Raw genomic sequence first — 21,179 nt, 5'->3', positions numbered from 1 at the left:
AGTGACCACTGTCGCCTCCTCCCAGACACCTGGCCCCGCGCCCTCGATCGCGACCGTCGGCGAGCTCCGGGCCGCCGGCCACGAGCAGAGGACGCTGCGCGCCGAGCTCCGCGACAACCTGCTGGCGCGCCTGGCTGCCGGTGAGGACCCCTGGCCCGGACTGCACGGCTTCGCGGACACCGTCATCCCGCAGCTCGAGCGGGCCATCATCGCCGGTCACGACGTCGTGCTGCTCGGCGAGCGCGGACAGGGCAAGACTCGCCTGCTGCGCACGCTTGTCGGGCTGCTCGACGAGTGGAGCCCGGTGATCTCGGGATCCGAGCTGGGCGAGCACCCCTATGCGCCGATCACCCACGCATCGAAGGCCGCAGCCGCTTCCTACGGCGACGACCTGCGCATCTCCTGGCGACACCGCAGCGAGCGCTACGCGGAGAAGCTGGCGACCCCGGACACCTCGGTCGCCGACCTGATCGGCGACGTCGACCCGATGAAGGTCGCCGAGGGCCGCTCCCTCGGCGACCCCGAGACGATCCACTTCGGCCTGATCCCGCGCTCCCACCGCGGGATCGTCGCCGTCAACGAGCTGCCGGACCTCGCAGAGCGGATCCAGGTCGCGATGCTCAACGTGATGGAGGAGCGCGACATCCAGATCCGCGGCTACGTCCTGCGGCTGCCCCTCGACGTACTGGTGGTCGCGTCGGCCAACCCCGAGGACTACACCAACCGGGGTCGGATCATCACTCCTCTCAAGGACCGCTTCGGCGCCGAGATCCGCACCCACTACCCGCGCGAGCTGGACGCGGAGATCGCCGTGGTCCGCCAGGAGGCCCACCTGCTCGAGGACCGGGTCGACGTCCCCGACTTCCTCGTCGAGATCCTCGCCCGGTTCACCCGCAACCTGCGCGACTCGAGTGCCGTCGACCAGCGCTCCGGGGTGTCCGCGCGGTTCGCGATCGCCGGCGCGGAGACGATCGCGGCCGCCGCGCTGCGGCGGGCGGCCGTCCGTGGCGAGGACCGCGCAGTGGCCCGGGTCGTCGACCTCGAGACCGCGATCGACGTGCTCGGCGGGAAGATCGAGTTCGAGTCCGGCGAGGAGGGCCGCGAGGCGGAGATCCTCACCCACCTCCTGCGCACGGCGATCGCGGAGACCGTGCGCGAGAGGTTCCGTGGCCTCGACTTCGCACTGCTCGTCGCCGCTATCGAGGACGGTGCCATGGTGACCACCGGCGAGGTGATGAGCGCCCGCGACGTGCTCGCCGGCCTGCCGGTGCTGGGGGAGTCCGACCTCTACGACCAGGTGTGCGAGCGCATCTACGGCGCCCCGTCGGTCGACGAGGTCGATCTCGAGACGCTTGCTGCGAGAGCTTCTCGATCCGAGCCGCAGCGATCGGCACGAGACCTGACGGACGGCGAGCGGGCGGCCGCTGTCGAGCTGGCGCTCGAAGGCCTGTTCCTCGCCCGCAAGATCGGCAAGGACACCGACGGATCCGAGACGATCTATGGCTAGCTCCCGCTACCACCGGTACGACGGCGGCGATCCCCTCGCGCCGCCGGTCGACCTCGCCGAGGCGCTGGACGCGATCGGCGAGGACGTCATGGCCGGTTACAGCCCCGAGCGCGCGATGCAAAAGTTCCTGCGCCGCGGCGGTCAGGACCACGCCGGCCTCGACGACCTGGCCCGCAGGGTGGCCGAGCGCCGCCGCGACCTGCTGCAGCGGCACCACCTCGACGGGACCATGGACGAGGTCCGCGAGCTGCTCGAGAAAGCCGTCCTGGAGGAGCGGAAGCAGCTTGTCCGCGACCCGATGATGGACGACGCGGACCGCGCCTTCCGCGAGCTGCGGATGGACAGCCTGCCGTCCTCACCGTCCGCTGCCGTCAGCGAGCTGGCGGACTACGACTGGCAGTCCCGTGAGGCACGCGAGGCCTACGAGCAGATCAAGGACCTGCTCGGCCGGGAGCTGCTCGACCAGCGGTTCGCCGGCATGAAGCAGGCCCTGGAGAACGCCACCGAGGCGGACCGGCGAGCGATCCAGGAGATGCTCGACGATCTCAACGAGCTGCTGGAGAAGCGCACGCGGGGTGAAGACACCCAGCAGGACTTCGACGAGTTCATGGCGAAGCACGGCCAGCACTTCCCGGAGAACCCCCAGAATCTCGACGAGCTGATCGACGCCATGGCGCAGCGTGCCGCCGCTGCCCAGCGGATGCTCAGCTCGATGACGCCGGAGCAGCGGGCCGAGCTGATGCAGCTCTCCGCCCAGGCATTCGGCTCACCCGCGCTGATGGACCAGCTGGCCCGCCTGGACCGGAACCTGATGAGCCTCCGGCCGGGCGCCGACTGGGCCGGCTCCGAGCGGTTCGGGGGTGACGAGGGGCTCGGTCTCGGCGACGGCACCGGCGTGTTCCAGGACCTCGCGGACCTGGACGCGCTCGCCGACCAGCTCTCCCAGTCCTACGGTGGGGCGCGGCTGGACGACGTGGATCTGGACAAGCTGGCGCGACAGCTCGGCGAGGAGGCCGCGGTGGACGCGCGGAGGCTGCAGGAGCTGGAGCTCGCACTGCGGCGGTCGGGTGCGATCGAGCGCGGCTTCGACGGGGAGCTGCGGCTCACCCCGAAGGCGATGCGTCAGCTCGGCAAGGCCCTGCTCCGCGACGTCGCGCAGCGGATGTCCGGACGCCAGGGCCAGCGTGACCTGCGCCAGGCCGGCGCCGCCGGGGACCTCTCCGGAGCGACCCGACCATGGGCGTTCGGGGACACCGAGCCGTGGGACATCCCGCGCACCATGCTCAACGGCGTGCTGCGACGGTCCGGTGATCCGAACGGGCCGCTCCTGTCGATCGAGGACGTGGAGGTCGCGGAGACCGAGGCCCGCACCCAGGCCGCGGTCGCACTCTGCGTCGACACCAGCTTCTCGATGGCCATGGACGGTCGCTGGGTGCCGATGAAGCAGACGGCGCTGGCCCTGCACACGCTGATCGGCACCCGGTTCCGCGGTGACGACCTGGAGCTGATCGGCTTCGGGCGGCACGCGGAGACGATGAGGATCGAGCACCTCACCGCGCTGGACGCGCGCTGGGCCAAGGGCACGAACCTCCATCATGCGCTGCTCCTCGCCAACAGCCACTTCCGCAAGCACCCGAACGCTCAGCCGGTCCTGTTGATCGTCACCGACGGAGAGCCGACCTCCCACCTCGGTCCCGACGGCGAGGTGTTCTTCTCCTACCCGCCGCACCCGATGACGATCGCGCTCGCGGTCCGGGAGCTGGACAACGCACGCAGGCTGGGAGCGCAGACCACCTTCTTCCGGCTGGGCGAGGACCCGGGCCTGGCGCGCTTCGTCGACTCGATGGCGCGGCGCGTCGAAGGCTGCGTGATCGCGCCGGAGACCGGTGACCTCGGTGCGGCAGTCGTCGGCTCCTACCTCGGCTCGCGCCGCGGCGGTGGCCGTGACACCAGCGGGCCCGGCTCCTACGGAGACTTCTTCGGATCCCGGGGGTTCTGGGTCGGCTGACCCCTGTGGACAGCGACCGGGCGACGTTTGCCGGGCCCGGATGCCGGGCAGTCGTCGCCGTATGACTGATGAGGAGCTCGGGCCCTACCGGAAGGTCGATCAGGCGGTCGTGGAGCGCGACCGCTTCTGGGCGCAGGTGCGTCGCCGTCACCCCGACGTCGACATCGTGCTGCTGGAGCCGGCGGGTGACGCCGAGGACGCGCTCGGGCAACCCACCGTCGCCATCGAGACGGTCAGGTCCGTGGCCGACGAGCTCACGCAGGCCTGGCGCTCGATCGTGTCCGTGGTTGCCGATCGCGGCTCGGTCCAGGCCCCGGCGGTGCGGTGGGGAATCGGTGCGGGCGGCCACGCACTTCTCGTCGAGAAGGCTCTCCAAGGACTCGGCTCCCACGCCGGCGCCGGGCTGCTCCGGGACATCGCGTTCCGGATCGGCGCCGACGGATGGCGGATGCGGCCGACGACGCGCGACGACCGGCCGCTGCTGCGCGCGACCAACGGGCTGCTCGACCTCCAGGCGGAGGCCGGCGCCGGTGCGACCGTGCTCACCCTCGCCACCGGGGTGATGCCGGTCGCCGAGGCGGATCGTGTCGTCGTACGCGCCGATGTCCGCGGGGAGGTGGAGTCGTGGGCGTGACCCTCGATGTGCCCGCCCACGTCCTGCAGCACTTCAAGGGCGAGTGGGATGCCGCCGCCGACAAGCTCGACGGCGCCTGGCGGCGCCTGGCCAAGGCATCCACGGACGGCTTCGCTCGCGAGGTGGTCAGTGCGGTGGAGCAGTTCCAAGACGCGTGGGTCGAGGAGATCAAGAGGATCGCCGGCGTCGCACAGGGCAACAGCGACGCATTCGTCCTGGCAGGCGACGACTTCGCGATCACCGACCGCGGCGAGGCCGAGCGGCTCCGCAGCCTGCTGTCCTGGGGCTACCACGACGCGAAGATCCGGGAGAGCTGACCGATGGCGATCGTGCTGCCCGGGACCATCGCGGAGTTCCAGGAGATGGAGTCGACGCCTGAGCGGGCGATGACGCTCGCGACCAACCTCCGAGCGGTCACGACCAGCGTCAAGGACGTTCAGGGCTGGGCGGGGTTCCTCGGCGCCGGGCAGTGGGCAGGCGACACGAAGGAGGCCTCCGACCACGCGCTCACCCGCTTCGGACGGAGACTCGAGGGACCCGAGGCCGCCCTGTTCCGGGCGGTCACGGCCACCGACCGCTTCGAGGACCGGCTCCGCAGGCTGAAGGCGCGCCGGTCGGCCCTCGAAGCGCGACGGTCCGGTCTCAACACCGACGTCGACACGCTGGAGGGCGAGATCAACGGCGCCGGCGACGGGGTCGACGAGGCCACGGTCGCGACATGGGAGCGTCGGGCGGAGCGGCTGCGCAGGCGAGCCGACGAGGTGGGCGCCGACATCACCGCGTGGGTCACCGACTACACCAGCGCCGAGACCGACTACATCGCTGCCCTGCAGGGGGTGGACTCGGTGGCCGAGGGGAAGACCGCTGCCGAGGATCCGACGCTGCCCGACGTGGACCACCTCACCGAGGGCTTCGAGCAGCGCAGGGAGAGCCCCGAACTGCTCAATGCCTGGTGGCAGTCCCTGACCCGAGCGCAGCGGCAGGCTCTGGTGACCGAGTACCCGGAGCTGATCGGCAACGCGGACGGCATCCCCGTGCGCGACCGTGACGAGGCCAACCGCGCCGGCCTCTACAGCGACATCGACCACCTGACCGAGCGGGAGACGGACGGCCAGCTCACCGAGACCCAGCGAGAGATCCTCGAGAACGCGAGGACCATCCGGGAGAACCTGGACGACTACAAAGAGCGCGTGGACCCGGCCACCGGCGACCACCTCACCAACCTGATCGTCTACAAGCCCGGCATCCACACCGAGGACGGAGGTGTCGCCATCAGCTTCGGTGATCCGGACCGGGCCGACCACGTGGCGGCGTTCGTCCCCGGCCTCACCAGTGAGACGTCCAGCCTTCCGGGCAACCTGGCGAGCATCGACCAGCTCTATCAGGAGGCGGCCGGCAACAAGAACGGCTCCGTCGCCACCATCTTCTGGCTCGACTACGACGCACCGAGCGGTGACTTCAGCTCGTCCGAGGAGGTCCTCGACTTCGCGGAGGTCATCGCCTCGGGTGCGGCCGACCGCGGCGGCGAGCGCTTCGGAGACTTCATCGACGGTCTCCGGGCATCCGACAGCGGCGAGCCGGCGCACCTGACCGCGATCGGTCACAGCTACGGCTCGACCACGGTCGGCCACGCCCTCCAGGACGGCGCGCCGGTCGACGACGCGGTCCTGATCGGCAGCCCCGGTCAGCCGGTCCGCACGGCCGACGCCCTGACCGACGCGGACGTCTGGGTGGGCTCCAAGGACTACGACCCGGTCACCCTGCTCGGTCTCGGCGACCGCGGCGGCATCGGCGCCCTCGGACACGATCCTGCGCAGGAGACCTTCGGCGGCACCCGCTTCGAGACCGGCAACGGGTTTTACCGAGTCGAGGACCTGTTCACGAACCACACGTCGTACTTCGACGGCGAGTCGCTCGAGAACCTCGGGCACATCGTCGCCGACAACGACGGCGGCGTCACCCGGGACGACCCGCGCGACGCCTGGACCGCTGGGCACTACCAGACCCTCGACGAGCTCCTCCTCGGCACGTCCGTGGCCAGTGGTGGTGACTGGTTGTGGGATCGTGGCAAGGACGCGGCCGAGGGGATCGGTGAGGCGCTGACGGGGATCCCCGACAGCCTGGTGAGGGGCTTCGGCCCAGGAAGGTTCATCCCGTGAGGACGTTGTGGGGCATCAGCTGGGGGGCGCTCGCGGCGTTCGCCGTCCTCCTCGGCGGCTGCGACTCCGGGGGAGAGCCCGAGGACGCCCGCGCTGCCCTCGACGATGCCGAGCAGGCCGTCGACGCTCGCACCGAGGAGGTGCTCCCGGTCGCGCTGCAGGAGCTGCGTGCGGCGTTCGGCACCGGCACGGCCGGCTTCGAGAGCTGCACGATGGGCCTGGCCGGTGACGCCCGCTACGTCGCCAAGGTGCAGCTCCGGCAGGACGCCGGCGTGCCGCCCGAGGAGGCCGCGTCGCGGGTGGCCGCCCAGCTCGAGTCGGCCGGCTGGACGCTGGGCGACGACTCCATCCCCGGGCGCCTGGAGGCCGAGCGCGACGGTGTGACCCTGTCGCTGACGACGGGGCAGTTCGCCACCGACCTGTGGCTGGAGTCCGCATGCGTCGAGGCGTCGGACGACCTCACGCAGGAGTACACCGAGCGGGACCAGAAGGACATCCCGGCTCCCTGACGGCGCCGACCGCGCCCTAGGGTCACTCCGATGAGCGACCTCAGCCTGACCCTGCTCGCACTGCTCGCGCTCGCGGCGCTCACGGCCGGGTTCGTGGACGCGGTGGTGGGCGGCGGCGGCCTGATCCAGCTGCCCGCGCTGCTCGTGGGGCTCCCGAGCGCCAGCCCGGTGCAGATCCTGGCCACCAACAAGATCGCCTCGGTGTGCGGCACGGCAGCGAGCTCGGTGACCTACTACCGGCGCATCCGTCCCGATCCCAGAACGTTCGCGCCGCTGATGCTCCTGGCCCTGGCGGGGGCGTTCACGGGCGCCCTGGCGGCCTCTCACATCCCCCGCGAGGCGTTCGAGCCGATCGTCCTCGTCGTGCTGGTGGTGGTGGGTGCCTACGTGGTGCTTCGGCCGAGGATCGGCGAGGAGACGTTGCTCCGGTTCTCCGGGCACCAGCACCTCGCGGCCGCGATGGCTGTCGGCTTCGTCATCGGCCTCTACGACGGTGCCCTGGGACCGGGCACGGGGAGCTTCTTCGTGTTCGCGCTGGTGGGCCTGATGGGCTACAACTTCGTCGAGGCGTCGGCCAAGGCGCGGATGGCGAACTTCGCCACCAACCTCGGCGCCCTGCTCCTCTTCGTCCCCACCGGCGCGGTGCTGTGGGATGTCGGGCTGATGATGGGTGCGTGCAACCTGATCGGCGGCTATGTCGGTGCCCGGACCGCAGTCGCCCGTGGCGCGAAGTTCGTGCGTGCCTTCTTCATCGTGGTCGTCAGTGCCTTCGTCGTCCGGATCGGCGGCGGCGTCCTCGGCGTGTGGTGATGCCGCCACCTCAGCTCGGACCAGCGCGGCGCAGTCCCTGCGCCGACCTCGTCTAACGTGAGGACATGAGCACCCCCGCGGACCCGGCGGACCTCGGGACCCCGGTCAACCCGCTCTGGCTGACCGCGTTCTTGGACAACAGCGCCGCCCACCACGACGCGAGCGTGGAGTTCTGGCGGCAGGCGACGGGATACGGGCTGTCGCTGCCGCGCGGTGACGACGGCGAGTTCGCGTCGCTCGTGCCGGCTGCCGGCGACGCCTACCTGAAGACCCAGAGACTGAGCGCCGGTGCGGACGGGGTGCACATCGACGTCCACGTGCCCGATCCCCGGGCGGCGGCGGATCGGGCCGTCGGCCTCGGCGCCACCGAGCTGACCTTCGTCGGGGTGGGCTACGTCGTGCTCACCTCACCCGGCGGCCTGCGCTTCTGCTTCGTCTCGCATCCGGCCGAGCGAAAGCCGGGTGCGACGAAGCATCCCGGCGGGCACGAGTCGCGGGTGCACCAGGTCGCCGTCGACACTCCGAGCGCGGAGTTCGAGCGTGAGCTGGGGTTCTGGCAGCAGGTGACCGGCTGGACGCCCCGACCGTCCTCGGAGTTCGAGGAGTTCATGCTCCTCGGCCCGGGCGGGGGCCAGCCGCTCGGGCTGCTCGTCCAGCGGCTCGGCGAGGACGACCGGGGCCCGGTCCGCGCCCACCTCGACTGGGGTACGACGAACCGGGTCGCCGAGACCGCCCGGCACACCGCGCTCGGGGCCACGGTGGCCGAGGTCCACCGGCGCTGGACCGTCATGAGGGAGCCGACCGGGCGCAGCTACTGCCTCACCGACAGCGATCCCGCCTGACCCGGGGCCCCTTCCGGACCGGTTGCGGGCGGCTCCTCCGCGGGTGGCACGCTCGGCATCATGCATGTGGTCGAGAGCGGCTTCGCACCCGTCAAGGGCACGCGGCACCGGGCGTTCGACGAGGTGGCGTTCGACGACCACGGACCGGTCGGCGACCGCGCGTTCTGCATCGTCGACGTCGAGCGCCGCAAGGTCCTGCGCACCGTCCAGCACCGGTCGCTCCTCTCCGTCACGGCTCACTGGGACGGCGCGGAGCTCGCCCTCGAGCTACCCACGAGCGAGACCGTCACGGGAGCGGTCCGCCTCACCGGCGAACGGCTGGTCTGCGACTACTGGGGCCGCTCGGTCGCCCACGGTCTGACCGACGGCCCGCACAGCGCGCTGCTCTCCGACGTCGTGGGCAGGCCGGTCCGCCTCGCCGCCTCCCCGCGCGGGGGCGTCGTCTACGGAGCGGCGGTCAGCATCCTCACCACCGCGTCGCTGCGCGACCTCTCCGATCGCACGGGTCGTCCCGATCTGCTCGCCACGGCCTCCCGGTTCCGGATGACCATGGTCGTCGACGCGGGTGACGAGCCGTACGTCGAGGACGGCTGGTTCGGCCGCAGGCTGAGCTTCGGCGGCGTCACGGTCGCGGTCGAAGCGGCCGTGCCCCGGTGCGGGGTGATCGACCTCGACCCCACCACGGGTGCCAAGGACGGCTCCCTGCTGAAGGCGCTGGCGGGCTACCGGCCCAGCACGGGCGGCGAGCCCTGGTTCGGTGTGGACGCCCATGTCGTGGTCCCGGGGACGATCCGTCCGGGCGATCCGGTCACGGTGTCCTAGGACGTCGGCTGCGTCGGGGCGAAGCCCGGCAGGAACTCCTCCATCAGCGCCCGGAACGGCGCCTCCGCCTCCAGCTGGCTGAGCACACCGACGCCGCCCACGGTGGTCCGGTGGATCAGCAGGTACGACGCCGGCAGGTTGAGCTTGATGGTGACCGTGTAGGCGGGGTCCTTCGGGTTGTTGAGGCGCTGGAACTGCTCGCGCATCCACTCGCGGGTGAACCGGAAGCGCTCCACCTTCGTCGGCTCCGCGAACGGTGCCAGGTACGACAGGACCTGGTGAGGGTCGATCTGGATCCGGTCCTTCACGAACCCCTCGGCGCGCAGGCCCTCCATCAGCGCCTCGACGTCGCCATCGGCGCAGAGCCGGACGATGCGACCCAGCGGTGCCGGCAACCCGCGCTGGGGGAGCCGGGCGATCGCGCCGTAGTCGAGGACTCCGAGCCGGCCGGGGGTCCCGTCGTCGTTGCGGATGATCCGGTAGTTGCCGGGGTGCGGATCGGCGTGGAGCAGGCCGGTGCGAGTGGGACCTGAGAACAGGAACCGCGCGAACAGCCCGCCGTAGTGGTCGCGCTCCGCACGAGTTCCGTCGGCGATGATCGTCGCGAGCGACCCCGCGGACTCGAGCCACTCGGTCACCAGCACCCGTTTGCCGACGGCGACCACGTCGGGCACCACGATGTCGGGGTCGTCGCGGAACGCGGCCGCAAACTCCCGCTGCGCCTCGGCCTCGAGGTCGTAGTCGAGCTCCTCGATGGCGCGGGCCTGGATCTCCTCGACCAGCGGCTTCATGTCGACGCCCGGGATCAAGGGGCCGATCGCACGGGCGGCGCGGGCGAGCGTGCGCAGGTCGGACTCGAGGGCGGCGCCGGCGTCGGGGTACTGCACCTTCACCGCCACCATGCGGCCGTCGTGCCACCGGGCCTGGTGCACCTGGCCGATCGACGCAGCAGCGGCGGGTGCGCCGTCGAGCCAGGTCAGCTGGTCCTTCCAGTCCTCGCCGAGGTCCTCCGCGAGGATGTCGCGCACGGTCTGTGTCGGCATCGGTGGGGCGGCGTCCTGGAGCCGGGTCAGGTGCTCGCGGTACGGCGCCGCCATCTCCTCGGGCAGTGCCGCCTCCAGCACCGAGAGGGCCTGCCCGAACTTCATCGCCCCGCCCTTGAGCTCGCCGAGCGTACGGAACAGCTGCTCGGCCGTCCGCTGCTGGATGTCGCTCATCACCGCATCGGCCTGCGCGCCGCCGAGACGCCTCCCGAACCCCAGCGCGGTGCGACCGGCGTAGCCCAGGGGAAGGGCAGCGAGGCGCGCGGTACGGGCGGCTGCCTTGCGGGGGAGGTCGGCCATGGGTCCCATTCTCCGGTGCCGCGCAACCAATGCCGCTGGCGCGAAGGCACCAGCGCTGGCGAGCCGCGATCACACGGGGAACGGCACTCCGGTGTTCGCGTGGCACCGGTAGCCGTGCGGCACCTTGTGGAGGTACTGCTGGTGCTCCGGCTCGGCGTAGTAGTACGCGCCGGCCGGGGCGATCTCCGTGGTGATCGGGTCGAAGCCGCGGTTGGCCAGCTCGTCGCCGTACACCTTGGTGAGCTCGCGCGCGACCTGCTCCTGCTCGGGTGTGGTGACGTAGATGGCGGAGCGGTACTGCGTGCCGACGTCGTTGCCCTGGCGCATGCCCTGCGTGGGGTCGTGCACCTCGAAGAACCTCTTGACGAGGTCGGCGAACGAGACCCGGTCGGGATCGAACACGATCCGCACGGCCTCGGTGTGCCCGGTGCGGCCGCTGCAGACCTCCTGGTACGTCGGGTGCGGGGTCACGCCGCCGGCGTAGCCGACCGACGTGGACCAGACCCCGGGGGTCTGCCAGTAGATCTCCTCGGCGCCCCAGAAGCAGCCCAGACCGAAGATCGCCACCTCGAGACCCTCGGGCACCTCGTCGGTGACCAGGGGCGTGCCGAGCACCTCGTGCCTCTCGGGCAGCGGGAACGCCGGTGCGGAGCGTCCGGGGAGAGCCGCGGCGGGGTCGACCATCTCGGTCCTGTGGCGGGAGAACATGCCCCCATTGTCTCCCGCGCGCCAAGGCGCACACCCGGCCCGACGGCAAAGGATCTCCGCCCAGCCGCCTGCGCAGCTCTCCGCGGCGGGCTCGGCATGCCGGAACCGGCCGGTCGACAGTAGGCTCGCGGGGTGAGCCAGGAGCGCAGCCAGAAGAGTGGGTTCGAGACCCGCGCCATCCACGCGGGCTACGAGCCGGACCCGACGACCGGAGCGGTCATCCCGCCGATCTACGCCACGTCCACCTACAAGCAGGACGGTGTGGGCGGCCTTCGCGGCGGCTACGAGTACAGCCGCAGCGCGAATCCCACGCGGACCGCGCTCGAGGGCGCCCTCGCCGCGCTGGAGGAGGGGGAGCGCGGCTTCGCGTTCGCCTCCGGCCTGGCCGCCGAGGACACCTTGGTGCGTGCCCTGTGCCGGCCCGGTGACCACGTCGTCATCCCCGACGACGCGTACGGCGGCACGTACCGTCTCTTCGACAAGGTGGAGCGGGCGTGGGGGCTCGAGTACAGCCCGGCGCCGGTGAGTGACATCGATGCCGTGCGTGCCGCGATCCGCCCCGGCGACACCACGATGGTCTGGCTCGAGACTCCGACCAACCCGCTGCTGAACGTCGGCGACATCGAGGCGCTCGCCGCGGTCGCGCACGACGCCGGAGCCCTGCTCGTCGTGGACAACACGTTCGCCTCGCCCTACCTCCAGCAGCCGCTCACGCTCGGTGCCGACGTCGTGGTGCACTCGACGACCAAGTACGTCGGCGGGCACTCCGACGTGGTCGGCGGCGCTCTCGTCGTGCGCGACCTCGAGGTGGCCCAGCAGGTCGCCTTCCACCAGAACGCGATGGGCGCCGTCGCTGGGCCGTTCGACGCGTTCCTCACCCACCGAGGCCTCAAGACGCTCGGCGTGCGCATGGACCGGCACTGCGACAACGCAGAGCGACTCGTCGAGTTCCTGAGCGCTCACCGCGCGGTCTCCCAGGTGATCTACCCGGGCCTGCCCGAGCACCCCGGCCACGAGGTGGCCTCCCGCCAGATGAAGCGGTACGGCGGGATGGTGTCCTTCCGCGTCGCGGCGGGCGAGGAGCGGGCACTCGCGGTGTGCGGGGCCACCGAGGTGTTCACGCTCGGCGAGTCGCTCGGCGGCGTGGAGTCGCTGATTGAGCACCCGGGACGGATGACCCACGCCAGCGTCGCCGGGACCGACCTCGAGGTGCCCGCCGACCTGGTGCGGCTCAGCGTCGGCATCGAGAGCGTGGAGGACCTGATCGCCGATCTCGACCGGGCCCTGGGGTGACTGCTCTAGCCTTCACGAGTGACCAGCGACGGCCCCGAGGTCCCCGACAGCACCATTGATCCGGAGGAGCGGCCGGAGCCCGCGCCCGAGCCCCAGCCCGCGCCCGAGCCCGAGTCCGAGCCCGAGTCCGAGTCCGAGCGGGGCGTCGACCCGGACGCCGCCGACCATGCGCCCCCGCGTCGCCGGCGTCGGCTGCGGCTGCGGGGCGACCACGGCGACCACGGTGGCCACGAGGACGAGACGCCGGAGGAGCGGGCCGAGCGAGAGCGCGACGAGACCCTGCTCCGTCGGTTCGCCCAGCAGTGGGCGCTGGTCCGCGAGGAGCGGCGGTCCGAGCCGATGCCGGTGGCGACGGGACCCTCGAACTTCCGGCGCGCCGAGGTGCCGTTCGGCCTGGACCTCGCCGCCGGCTGGGCCTGGCGTCTCCTGATCATCGCCGCCGCGGCATGGCTGCTGATGAAGCTCGTCGGCTTCTTCGCGATCGTCACCGTGCCCCTCGCGGTCGCGCTCCTCATCAGCGCGCTCGCCTCGCCGTTCGTCCGTGGCCTCGTCCGGGCCGGGTTCCCGAAGGGTCTGGCGGCACTGCTCGTCGTGATCAGCGGCTTCGTCGTGGTCGGCGCGCTGCTGACCTTCGCCGGCCAACAGGTCGCGGCCGGCGCCAACGACCTGGCCGAATCGACGGTGCAGGGGCTGCAGCAGATCCGCGACTGGCTGCGCGACGGTCCGCTCAACGCGAGCGACTCCCAGATCAACGACTACATCAAGAGCACCCAGGACATGATCAGCGAGCGCTCGCAGAACGGCGCCGTGCTGGGTCAGGTCACCGCGTTCGGCTCGGCGGTCACCCACGTGATCGCGGGCTTCTTCATCGCGCTGTTCGCGACCTACTTCTTCCTCGCCGACGGGGAGCGGATCTGGTCCTGGGTGGTGCGGCTCTCCCCGCGAGCCGCGCGCGAACGGGTCGACAGCTCGGGCCGCGTCGCCTGGATCTCGCTGACCCAGTTCGTGCGGGCCACGGTGCTGGTCGCGCTCGTCGATGCCGTCGGCATCGCGGTCGGTGCCGCGATACTCAACGTGCCCTTCGTGCTCGCGATCGGCGTGCTGGTGTTCCTGGGCGCGTTCATGCCGATGGTGGGCGCCACCGTCGCGGGCAGCGTCGCGATCCTCGTCGCGCTGGTCGACCAGGGTCCGGTCACCGCCCTGCTGATGCTCGCCGTGGTGATCGGCGTGCAGCAGCTCGAGGGACATGTCCTCCAGCCGTTCCTGCTCGGCCGTCTGGTCTCCTTGCACCCGCTCGGGGTGATCATCGCCATCGCAGGCGGCGTGCTGGTCGCCGGCATCGCCGGGGCGCTGGTCGCCGTTCCGCTGGCCGCCGCGGCCAACGCCGTGGTGCTGCACCTGGCGGAGATGGCCGAGCCGCCCGCCCCGGCGGGAGCGGACGGCTCGGAAGAGGCTCAGCCGGCCTGAGTCGGGCTCGCCCGATCAGACGGCGTAGGGCCGGGCGTCGAGGATGACGACCTTCAGCTCCTTGCCGTTGGGCGCGGTGTAGCTGACCGTCTCGCCGCGGTTGCGACCGTTGATGGCCTGGCCCAGCGGCGACTGGGGCGAGTACACGGTGAGGCCCTCGGGCTCGATCTCGCGAGCACCGAGGAGGAACGACTCCGCCTCGTCGTCGTCGTCGCCCTCGAACTTGTACGTCACCACCATGCCGGGCTCGACGACGCCGTCGTCGGGCGGCGTCTCCCCGATCTCGGCGCGACGCAGCATGTCCTCGAGCTGGACGATCCGACCCTCGTTCTTGCCCTGCTCCTCGCGGGCAGCGTGGTAGCCGCCGTTCTCCTTGAGGTCTCCCTCGTCGCGAGCAGAGCTGATCGCGGCCACGATCTCGGCCCGCTTGGGGCCCTTCAGGTGCTCCAGCTCCGCCTGCAACTTGTCGTAGGCGTCCTGGGTCAGCCAGATCGTGTTCTGTCCGCCGGCCTGGTCGGTCTGCGTCATCGCGTTCTCCTGTGCTGCTGGACTGTCGTGAAGGGGTCTCACGAGGGACCCCTCGTGGGTGCAGAACGTACGAGTCTACCAACCGGGGCCACTCCGGCCGAGTCGTCGGAGAAAGCGCTCAGCGCGGCCGGGGCTGTCCCGGCGCGGTGCAGCCGAGCCACTCGACGGTGGTCGCGCGCCGCTCGGTCTTGACCTCGACCTCGTGGATCGGTCCGGCATCGGGATCCGGCGTGAAGCTGGTCTCCCCGACGATCGACTTGTCGTGCGCGATCGCGCGCAGCGAGCAGGTCGCGTCCACCGGCTCGTCGCCGTACTCGATGCGCACCTCGACCCTGGCGAGGTGCTCGTCGACGACCTCGTGGCCGATCTCCTGGGAGGACACCGCCGGGTCGGCGTGGAAGAAGGTCGCCCACGCCAGCCAGCCCAGGAATGCGACCGCCACCGCACCGGCCACGACCGCCACGAGCGTGCGCCGGCCGCGTGAGGGCACGCCGTACCGCTGGGCGAGGGAATCGGGCGTGCTGCTCACCGGTTCATGCTCCCATGCCGTCGGTTCCTACGATGGGTCGCATGCCGACCTCTCACGCGCCCGCGACCGATCGCACCGGGCTGCGGCTGTTGCACGTCCACGCGCACCCCGACGACGAGTCGAGCAAGGGCGCGGCGTCGACGGCCAAGTACGTGGCCGAGGGTGTCGACGTGCACGTGGTCACGTGCACCGGGGGCGAGCGAGGGTCGGTCCTCAACCCCAAGATGGACCGCCCGGACGTGCGGGAGAACATCACCGAGATCCGGCGTCAGGAGATGGAGCGGGCCCGCGACATCCTCGGCGTCCGCCAGGACTGGCTCGGCTTCGTCGACTCGGGCTGGCCCGAGGGCGACCCGAAGCCGCCGCTGCCGGAGGGCTGCTTCGCGGTCGCGCCGCTGGAGGAGGCGACCGAGCGGCTGGTGCGGATCGTGCGTGAGTTCCGACCGCACGTGATGACGACCTACGACGAGCGCGGCGGCTATCCCCACCCCGACCACGTCCGCTGCCACGAGGTCAGCGTGGCGGCCTTCGAGGCCGCCGGCGACCCCGAGCGGTTCCCGGACGCGGGCGAGCCGTGGCAGCCCCTGAAGCTCTACTACCACCACTCGTTCAACCGACCGCGGATGCTGGCGATCCACGAGGCGATGCTCGAGCACGGGCTCGAGTCACCCTGGGCCGACCGGCTCAAGGAGTGGGAGCCGGAGCCGGAGTGGGACGCTCGGATCACCACCAAGGTGCCGTGCGCGGAGTACTTCGGGGTGCGGGACCAGGCGCTGCTGGCGCACGCGACCCAGATCGACCCCGACGGGCCCTGGTTCGCGATCCCGCGGGAGATCCAGGAGAACGTCTGGCCGACCGAGGACTTCGAGCTGGTGACCTCCTTCGTCGAGTCCACGCTGCCCGAGGACGACCTCTTCACAGGCATCAGCCTGGACGCCTGAGAGACTGGACCCATGCACGCGCTCGCCGTCACCCTCGCCTCCGCCCTCCTCCGCGTCGAGGAGCAGACGCCCGAGGACGAGGACGTGCTGGCCGGCTGGATGGGTTTCGCGGTCTTCGTCTTCCTGATCGTCGCGGTCGCCATCATCGGGTGGGCGCTGACCAAGAGCCTGCGGACGGCGGACCGGGCCAAGGACGCCGGCGTGTACGGCGACGCCCCCTCGTCCGAGGACGAGAAGACGGACTGATGGTCGGCCTCGACCAGCTGCTCGGCTTCGGGCTCGCCGCACTGGTCGTGATCGTGATCCCGGGTCCCAGCGTCGTCTTCGTGGTGGGCCGCGCGGTCTCCTACGGGCAGCGTGTCGCGCTGGCAAGCGTCGCCGGCAACACCGCCGGCCTGTTCGTGGTGATGGCCCTCGTGTGCCTCGGCCTGGGCGCGCTCGTGGCCGAGTCGCTGCTCGTCTTCACCGTGCTCAAGCTCGCCGGCGCCGCCTACCTGGTGTGGCTCGGGGTCCAGGCGCTGCGACACCGCCGCGACATGCGGCTCGGCGACGCCGGGGCCGAACGGGTGCCGGTGACCGGCTGGCGCGCGGTGCGGCAGGGCTTCGTGGTGGGGGTCAGCAACCCGAAGGCGTTCATGATCTTCGCAGCGATGCTGCCGCCGTTCGTGGAGCGCTCGACGGACAGCGCCTCCGTGGCCGGGCAGATGCTCACCCTCGGCACGTTGGCGGTGCTGCTGGGGCTGGTCTGCGACACCGCGTGGGCGCTCGCCGCCGGCCGGGCGCGCGAGTGGTTCGCCGGCTCCCACTCGCGGGGCAGCGCCCTCGGCGCGATCGGCGGCACCTCGATGATCGGGCTGGGCGTTGGGATGGCCCTCACCGGTCACGACACCAGGTAGCCGGCCGCCGACCGTCAGACCCGGGCGGTCCTCGACGGCTGCTTCGTCGCACGTAGGCATCGACCGCGGCGGCGTCCTCGATCCTGTCCCCACCGGCGCCGGCACTTCATCAGCGCCGTCTGGACCAGGTCCTCGGCCCGGTGGCGGTCACCGGTCAGCAGCCAGGCACTGCGCCACAGCGCGCGGCTGCGGGCGACGACGTACTCCTCGAACGCCGGCACGGCATCGGTCCGCTCGTCGGTCACCACCGGCACAGCCTCACGCATCACGTCACCTCCGTCTGGCAGGACGAGGTGGACTCCCCGGACGGTTGTCGGTGGCGTCTGGCAGATTCGTTGTTGTGCCCGACCGCCCCGACGTCCCCGGCGACCACCTCGCGCGGCTGCGCGCCATGATGAGCAGACTTCCCGAGTGCGTTGAGGAGGACGCCTGGGTCGGCGTCCGCTGGCGGGTCGGTGGGTCGACGGTCGCGCACGTCTTCGGCGGCGAGGACCAGCTGTTCCGGATCACGTTCCGTGCCGAGCCGGACGAGGTGATGGCCTTCCAGCACCTCGGGGCGCCGTACTTCAAGACGGAGTGGGGCAGCAACGTGGTCGGCATGCTGCTCGACGACGACACCGACTGGGACGAGCTCGGCGAGCTGCTCACCGACTCGTTCTGCATCCAGGCGCCACCACGGCTGGCCGACCTCGTCGACCGGCCGACCGGCTGATCGCCGCTCAGCCCTCGGCGAACCTCGCCCAGGTCCGGTCGCTCTCGTCGACCGGCGCCCAGCTCGGGATGATGAAGAGACCGGTGGCCTCGACCGTCGGCTCGCCGTCCGGACCGGCGAGATGGGCCTGGACGGTGATCTTGCGGCCGGACTCCGAGGCGATCCGGCCCTCGATCCGGACGGGACCCAGGGGAGTGCCGCGGCGGTACCGGAGGCTGAGGGTGCCGGTCATCGTGAGCCGCTTGAACCCGCTGGCGGTCTCTCCCATGATCTGGTCGAGCAGCAGCGCCGCCACGCCGCCGTGCACCATCCCCGGCGGGCCCTCGTACGCGGCGCCGAGCACCACGTCCGCACGGGCCGAGCCAGGGCCGTCATGCACGATCTCCAGCGGGGGAGCGAGCGCGTTGTGCTGGCCGACGACGGCGTTGCCCCAGTTCCACGAGCGTCCCTCGGCGTTGTAGCGGACTCCGGCCGGCCCGGCGAGCTGTGCGGCCCGCAGGCGGCTGACCAGTGCGTCGACCTCCTCCCGCACGGCGAGGATCTCGTCGTCGTCGACGGTGCTCCGGATCGTCGCGTCGACGAGGTCTCGGACGGAGTCGGTGAGTGCGGCCACCACCTTCTCGCGACGGTCGACCTCGCCGGTCGAGGTCTCGTCGAGGATGAACATCTCCATCGTCATTGCGCCACCCTGCCACAGGCTGGTCACCTGTTCAGTCCGTTGTCCAGCGCGACGGCGGACGCGACGCAGGGCTGCTCCTCGAGTCCCCGGCGCCGTACCCCGTTGGTCAGTCGACGCTGTGGTGCGTCGGAATGATCCGGTCCATCTGCGTCAGCCTGATCACCGCTCGGATCGGCGCATCCGGCGGAACCACCAGGCGGAGCTCCTGGCGGTTGTACCCGAGTCGCTCGGCGAGACGGAAGATCATCGCGATGCCGGCGCTGTCGAGGTAGGCGGTGTCGCTCAGGTCCAAGACGATCGAGGTCGTGGCGTCGGGCACCGCGGCTCCGATCGCGTCCCGCACCTCCGCGGCGTTCGAGAGGTCGATCTCACCGCGGACGCGCACGATCGTCGTGCTGTCGACCGTGGTCGCGTCCACGTGCGCAAGGTCGGTCACCCGCCACCTCCGTGCTCGGCGTCCTTGAGTCGTCGACGCATCCGCACCACTGTCCCGTCGGCGGTGCGGTCCACGTCGACCGAGTCCATGAGGCCACGGATGAGCTGCAGGCCCCAACCCCCACCACGCTCGGCCGGCGCGCGCCACGCCCCCTGATCCCGCACCGTCGCCTCGACCGCCCCCTCCACGATGCGCGCCTCGAGCACCAGACTCCCCGGTGCAGTGGCATAGGCATGCTGTACGACGTTCGCGCACGCTTCGCCGCAGGCGACCAGGATCTCGTCCTCGTCCTCGGTGGTGACCGCGGAGTCGCGAAGCCACTGCCGTAGTACCCGGCGTGCGTCCGCGAGGACCCGGGGCTCCGCGGGGAGGGTCAGCGCGAGCGGCCGCCCCGCCACGGACAACGGACGCATGGCGAGGAGCGCGACGTCGTCGGCGACATGATCCATCTCGATCAGCGACGACAGGATGCCGTCACACAGCTCGTCGACGTCGGCGCCCTGCCGGCGGAGTGCCTCCCGGACCAGCCGATGGAGTCCGAGCTGGATCGACTCTCGGCGGCGCTCGACCAGCCCGTCGGTGTAGAGCAGCAGGGTCGAGCCGGCCCACATGGTCTGCCTGTACTCCATGTAGTCCGGCTCCGCCGTCACCCCGAGCGGGGGTGCGAGCCCGTTCTCCAGGTACTTGCTCTTCCCGCCGCCGACGATCAGCGGCGGCGGATGCCCGGCGTTGGTGAAACGCAACGTCCGCGTGGCCGGATCGAACACGAGGTAGATCAGGGTCACCATCTCCGGCATCGCGAGGTGGGAGAGGAGCCGGTGGACCCCGCTCATCACGGAGACCGGCGACGGGTCCTGCACGGCGTACGCCCGGAGCGCCATGCGCACCTGGCCCATCGCCGCGGCTGCGGAGGGACCGTGGCCGGCGACGTCGCCGATGGCCAGCCCGATGAGCCCGTCGCGCAGCTGGATGACGTCGTACCAGTCACCTCCCACCTCCACGTCGGAGGTGGCCGGCTCATACCGTGCGGCCAGGGCTACCGCCGGGATCTGCGGCATCCGGTCGGGGAGCAGGCTCCGCTGCAGGATCTCGGCGATCTCGTGCTCACGGCGTGCCCGGGCCTCTTCCTGGCTCAGCTGCTCCTCGGCCTCGAATCGCTCCTTGATCTCCTCCAGGAGCCGCGCATTCGCGGCGGACAGCTCCGCAGTACGCGTCTCGACCCGGTCCTCGAGCTCGACGGTCGCCGCCTCCAGTGCGGCTGCCGTCCGGTTCCGCTCGGTGACGAGGGCGGCGAGGAAGAACGAGCTGAGGGCGATGCAGGCGTTGAAGGTCTGGAGGGTGAACATCCGCTCGAACACCGACTCGCGTGCGAACCATCCATCGGCCTGGCTCGCCGACCAGGTGGCGACCAGGGACACCACGAGAGCCGTCGGCGCGGCACCACGCAGCTGGAGGCGCCACGCCGCCCAGCCCACGACGGGTGGCAGCAGGTAGAGCGCCCGCAGCTCGGACTGGGCCGCCCAGGTGATCGTCGCTCCGGCCACCACGAGGATGGCCACCGCCTCGAGCCAGCGCGCCGGCGACCACGCCGGGAGCTCGCGGAAGAGCGGCAGGCACAACAGGAACGGGGCAACGGTCAGGACTCCCATCGCGTCGCCGGTCCACCACACCGCCCAGGCGTTGAGAAGCCGGTCCGACCCGATCGCATCGGAGACCACGAGCGTCCCCGCGCCGATCGTGGCACTGATGAGCGTGCTCGCCAGGGCGCCGACGAAGACGATGGCCAGGGCATCACGTCGGCGGTCCAGCTGGCGCCGGAAACCGACTCTGCCCAGCAGGACCGCCGCTGCCAGGGGCGCCAGCGTGTTCCCGGCGGCCGTGACCGCAGCGGCGAGCGCCCCCTCGCTGATCGGCAGGTTCACCGCGAAGGCGGCCGCGGCGACACCGGGCCACAACGACCGGCTGCCGAGCAGGAACGCGGCCACGGCGATGCCAGTGGGTGGCCACAGCGGCGTCACGTTGCGCTCGACGAGCGAGAGAGTCAGGCCCATCCGCGCACCGACGTAGTACGCGACCCCCACGAGCAGGACGGCGGAGAGGTAGCGGACCAGGTCCCGGCGTGAGCGCGCACCGAAGGTCCACCGAGAACCCCTCTTCCCTGCGAGACCTGTCATCGCGCTACCGAGCCCTCTGCCGGCCGTCTGTCCCGCGAGCGTACGGCGGAGGCTGTCCGGCTCGCCGCGATATCAGGGAAGACTCCTGAGCCGATGCCGCGCGGCACGAACGAGTGAGAAACGCGTCGCGGGGTGATCCAGGTGCCGCCGGTGGCCGGCGACGCCGATGGTCGCGGATCATT

Annotated in this window: 23 protein-coding genes; 15 read left to right on the top strand and 8 right to left on the bottom strand. The window is 71.3% G+C overall.

Translation table 11 applies throughout. From position 1 onward, the window contains the following. Position 1: 1 nt before the first annotated feature. The 9 genes from E7Z54_RS15605 (at position 2) to E7Z54_RS15565 (ending at position 9,291) form a co-directional block, all read left to right on the top strand. On the top strand, positions 2-1,507 hold the full coding sequence (locus E7Z54_RS15605; protein WP_136435203.1) for an AAA family ATPase: 1,506 nt from the start codon (positions 2-4) through the stop codon (positions 1,505-1,507). Then, a complete protein-coding gene (locus E7Z54_RS15600; protein WP_136435201.1) occupies positions 1,500-3,515 on the top strand; it encodes a vWA domain-containing protein in 2,016 nt (671 codons plus the stop codon). The genes E7Z54_RS15605 and E7Z54_RS15600 overlap by 8 nt, the downstream gene beginning before the upstream one ends. A 61-nt stretch (positions 3,516-3,576) precedes the next feature. Then, positions 3,577-4,149, top strand: a complete 573-nt coding sequence (locus E7Z54_RS15595) for a hypothetical protein (RefSeq protein WP_136435199.1) — start codon at positions 3,577-3,579, stop codon at positions 4,147-4,149. After that, positions 4,140-4,466 (top strand): hypothetical protein, encoded by a 327-nt coding sequence (locus E7Z54_RS15590; RefSeq protein WP_136435197.1) that lies wholly within the window; start codon positions 4,140-4,142, stop codon positions 4,464-4,466. The genes E7Z54_RS15595 and E7Z54_RS15590 overlap by 10 nt, the downstream gene beginning before the upstream one ends. Positions 4,467-4,469: 3 nt before the next feature. Further along, a complete protein-coding gene (locus E7Z54_RS15585) occupies positions 4,470-6,308 on the top strand; it encodes an alpha/beta hydrolase (RefSeq protein WP_136435195.1) in 1,839 nt (612 codons plus the stop codon). Then, the gene (locus tag E7Z54_RS15580; protein WP_136435193.1) at positions 6,305-6,817 is read left to right on the top strand and encodes a hypothetical protein; all 513 of its coding nucleotides are present in this window, start codon (positions 6,305-6,307) and stop codon (positions 6,815-6,817) included. The genes E7Z54_RS15585 and E7Z54_RS15580 overlap by 4 nt, the downstream gene beginning before the upstream one ends. A gap of 30 nt (positions 6,818-6,847) precedes the next feature. Then, positions 6,848-7,627, top strand: a complete 780-nt coding sequence (locus E7Z54_RS15575) for a TSUP family transporter (RefSeq protein WP_136435191.1) — start codon at positions 6,848-6,850, stop codon at positions 7,625-7,627. Positions 7,628-7,692: 65 nt separating this feature from the next. After that, entirely contained in the window at positions 7,693-8,469 is a 777-nt protein-coding gene (locus E7Z54_RS15570; RefSeq protein ID WP_136435189.1) for a VOC family protein, read from the top strand. 60 nt (positions 8,470-8,529) lie between these two features. Beyond that, a complete protein-coding gene (locus E7Z54_RS15565) occupies positions 8,530-9,291 on the top strand; it encodes an MOSC domain-containing protein (protein ID WP_136435187.1) in 762 nt (253 codons plus the stop codon). Here E7Z54_RS15565 and E7Z54_RS15560 read toward each other — a convergent pair. Then, positions 9,288-10,634 (bottom strand): ABC1 kinase family protein, encoded by a 1,347-nt coding sequence (locus E7Z54_RS15560; RefSeq protein ID WP_136435185.1) that lies wholly within the window; start codon positions 10,632-10,634, stop codon positions 9,288-9,290. The genes E7Z54_RS15565 and E7Z54_RS15560 overlap by 4 nt on opposite strands. A gap of 69 nt (positions 10,635-10,703) precedes the next feature. Then, complete coding sequence (msrA, locus tag E7Z54_RS15555) at positions 10,704-11,342, bottom strand: peptide-methionine (S)-S-oxide reductase MsrA (RefSeq protein ID WP_136435183.1); 639 nt, start codon at positions 11,340-11,342, stop codon at positions 10,704-10,706. A 132-nt stretch (positions 11,343-11,474) separates the two neighbouring features. Here msrA and E7Z54_RS15550 point away from each other — a divergent pair, with 132 nt between their 5' ends. Together E7Z54_RS15550 and E7Z54_RS15540 are read left to right on the top strand one after the other, a co-directional pair. Then, positions 11,475-12,635 (top strand): cystathionine gamma-synthase, encoded by a 1,161-nt coding sequence (locus tag E7Z54_RS15550; RefSeq protein WP_136435173.1) that lies wholly within the window; start codon positions 11,475-11,477, stop codon positions 12,633-12,635. Positions 12,636-12,653: 18 nt separating this feature from the next. Next, positions 12,654-14,102: an AI-2E family transporter gene (locus E7Z54_RS15540; RefSeq protein WP_240769717.1), complete on the top strand. Its 1,449-nt coding sequence runs from the start codon at positions 12,654-12,656 to the stop codon at positions 14,100-14,102. Between the two features lie 15 nt (positions 14,103-14,117). Here the strand turns inward: E7Z54_RS15540 and greA are convergent, their stop codons facing one another. Together greA and E7Z54_RS15530 are read right to left on the bottom strand one after the other, a co-directional pair. Beyond that, positions 14,118-14,630, bottom strand: a complete 513-nt coding sequence (gene greA, locus E7Z54_RS15535) for a transcription elongation factor GreA (protein ID WP_136435167.1) — start codon at positions 14,628-14,630, stop codon at positions 14,118-14,120. A gap of 118 nt (positions 14,631-14,748) precedes the next feature. After that, entirely contained in the window at positions 14,749-15,159 is a 411-nt protein-coding gene (locus tag E7Z54_RS15530) for a DUF4307 domain-containing protein (protein ID WP_136435166.1), read from the bottom strand. 41 nt (positions 15,160-15,200) lie between these two features. Here E7Z54_RS15530 and mca point away from each other — a divergent pair, with 41 nt between their 5' ends. From mca to E7Z54_RS15515, 3 genes are read left to right on the top strand one after another with little or no spacing between them, the layout of a single operon-like run. Beyond that, complete coding sequence (gene mca / locus E7Z54_RS15525; RefSeq protein ID WP_136435164.1) at positions 15,201-16,100, top strand: mycothiol conjugate amidase Mca; 900 nt, start codon at positions 15,201-15,203, stop codon at positions 16,098-16,100. A 12-nt stretch (positions 16,101-16,112) separates the two neighbouring features. Further along, positions 16,113-16,346 carry an FxsA family protein gene (locus E7Z54_RS15520; protein WP_136435162.1) on the top strand — a complete coding sequence of 78 codons (234 nt, stop codon included), beginning with the start codon at positions 16,113-16,115 and terminating at the stop codon, positions 16,344-16,346. After that, complete coding sequence (locus tag E7Z54_RS15515) at positions 16,346-16,996, top strand: LysE family translocator (RefSeq protein ID WP_136435160.1); 651 nt, start codon at positions 16,346-16,348, stop codon at positions 16,994-16,996. The genes E7Z54_RS15520 and E7Z54_RS15515 overlap by 1 nt, the downstream gene beginning before the upstream one ends. Before the next feature lie 14 nt (positions 16,997-17,010). Here E7Z54_RS15515 and E7Z54_RS15510 read toward each other — a convergent pair whose 3' ends face one another. Continuing rightward, positions 17,011-17,262, bottom strand: a complete 252-nt coding sequence (locus tag E7Z54_RS15510) for a hypothetical protein (RefSeq protein ID WP_136435158.1) — start codon at positions 17,260-17,262, stop codon at positions 17,011-17,013. A gap of 74 nt (positions 17,263-17,336) precedes the next feature. Here E7Z54_RS15510 and E7Z54_RS15505 point away from each other — a divergent pair, with 74 nt between their 5' ends. Further along, positions 17,337-17,708 (top strand): MmcQ/YjbR family DNA-binding protein, encoded by a 372-nt coding sequence (locus E7Z54_RS15505; protein WP_136435157.1) that lies wholly within the window; start codon positions 17,337-17,339, stop codon positions 17,706-17,708. Positions 17,709-17,715: 7 nt separating this feature from the next. Here the strand turns inward: E7Z54_RS15505 and E7Z54_RS15500 are convergent, their stop codons facing one another. From E7Z54_RS15500 to E7Z54_RS15490, 3 genes are all read right to left on the bottom strand, one after another. Beyond that, positions 17,716-18,387, bottom strand: a complete 672-nt coding sequence (locus E7Z54_RS15500; RefSeq protein ID WP_136435155.1) for a PaaI family thioesterase — start codon at positions 18,385-18,387, stop codon at positions 17,716-17,718. Between the two features lie 106 nt (positions 18,388-18,493). After that, positions 18,494-18,823 carry an STAS domain-containing protein gene (locus E7Z54_RS15495; protein WP_168798362.1) on the bottom strand — a complete coding sequence of 110 codons (330 nt, stop codon included), beginning with the start codon at positions 18,821-18,823 and terminating at the stop codon, positions 18,494-18,496. Then, positions 18,820-20,997 carry a SpoIIE family protein phosphatase gene (locus tag E7Z54_RS15490; protein ID WP_136435151.1) on the bottom strand — a complete coding sequence of 726 codons (2,178 nt, stop codon included), beginning with the start codon at positions 20,995-20,997 and terminating at the stop codon, positions 18,820-18,822. Before E7Z54_RS15490 ends, E7Z54_RS15495 begins: the two co-directional genes overlap by 4 nt. Positions 20,998-21,179 lie beyond the last annotated feature (182 nt).

The sequence above is a fragment of the Nocardioides sp. genome (assembly GCF_004803405.1).
Taxonomy (GTDB): Bacteria; Actinomycetota; Actinomycetes; order Propionibacteriales; family Nocardioidaceae; genus Nocardioides; species Nocardioides vastitatis.
The sequence above is the reverse complement of the archived record's forward strand: the minus strand, read 5'-3'. Positions and strand labels throughout refer to the sequence as shown.

Bases quoted from the DNA above. Each gene is read 5' to 3' on its own strand.
- E7Z54_RS15565 (WP_136435187.1), top strand. From the start codon at position 8,530: ATGCATGTGGTCGAGAGCGGCTTCGCACCCGTCAAGGGCACGCGGCAC.
- E7Z54_RS15595 (WP_136435199.1), top strand. From the start codon at position 3,577: ATGACTGATGAGGAGCTCGGGCCCTACCGGAAGGTCGATCAGGCGGTC.
- E7Z54_RS15515 (WP_136435160.1), top strand. From the start codon at position 16,346: ATGGTCGGCCTCGACCAGCTGCTCGGCTTCGGGCTCGCCGCACTGGTC.
- E7Z54_RS15520 (WP_136435162.1), top strand. From the start codon at position 16,113: ATGCACGCGCTCGCCGTCACCCTCGCCTCCGCCCTCCTCCGCGTCGAG.
- E7Z54_RS15500 (WP_136435155.1), bottom strand. From the start codon at position 18,387: ATGACGATGGAGATGTTCATCCTCGACGAGACCTCGACCGGCGAGGTC.
- greA (WP_136435167.1), bottom strand. From the start codon at position 14,630: ATGACGCAGACCGACCAGGCCGGCGGACAGAACACGATCTGGCTGACC.
- E7Z54_RS15560 (WP_136435185.1), bottom strand. From the start codon at position 10,634: ATGGCCGACCTCCCCCGCAAGGCAGCCGCCCGTACCGCGCGCCTCGCT.
- msrA (WP_136435183.1), bottom strand. From the start codon at position 11,342: ATGTTCTCCCGCCACAGGACCGAGATGGTCGACCCCGCCGCGGCTCTC.
- E7Z54_RS15510 (WP_136435158.1), bottom strand. From the start codon at position 17,262: ATGCGTGAGGCTGTGCCGGTGGTGACCGACGAGCGGACCGATGCCGTG.
- mca (WP_136435164.1), top strand. From the start codon at position 15,201: ATGCCGACCTCTCACGCGCCCGCGACCGATCGCACCGGGCTGCGGCTG.
- E7Z54_RS15600 (WP_136435201.1), top strand. From the start codon at position 1,500: ATGGCTAGCTCCCGCTACCACCGGTACGACGGCGGCGATCCCCTCGCG.
- E7Z54_RS15570 (WP_136435189.1), top strand. From the start codon at position 7,693: ATGAGCACCCCCGCGGACCCGGCGGACCTCGGGACCCCGGTCAACCCG.
- E7Z54_RS15575 (WP_136435191.1), top strand. From the start codon at position 6,848: ATGAGCGACCTCAGCCTGACCCTGCTCGCACTGCTCGCGCTCGCGGCG.
- E7Z54_RS15585 (WP_136435195.1), top strand. From the start codon at position 4,470: ATGGCGATCGTGCTGCCCGGGACCATCGCGGAGTTCCAGGAGATGGAG.
- E7Z54_RS15490 (WP_136435151.1), bottom strand. From the start codon at position 20,997: ATGACAGGTCTCGCAGGGAAGAGGGGTTCTCGGTGGACCTTCGGTGCG.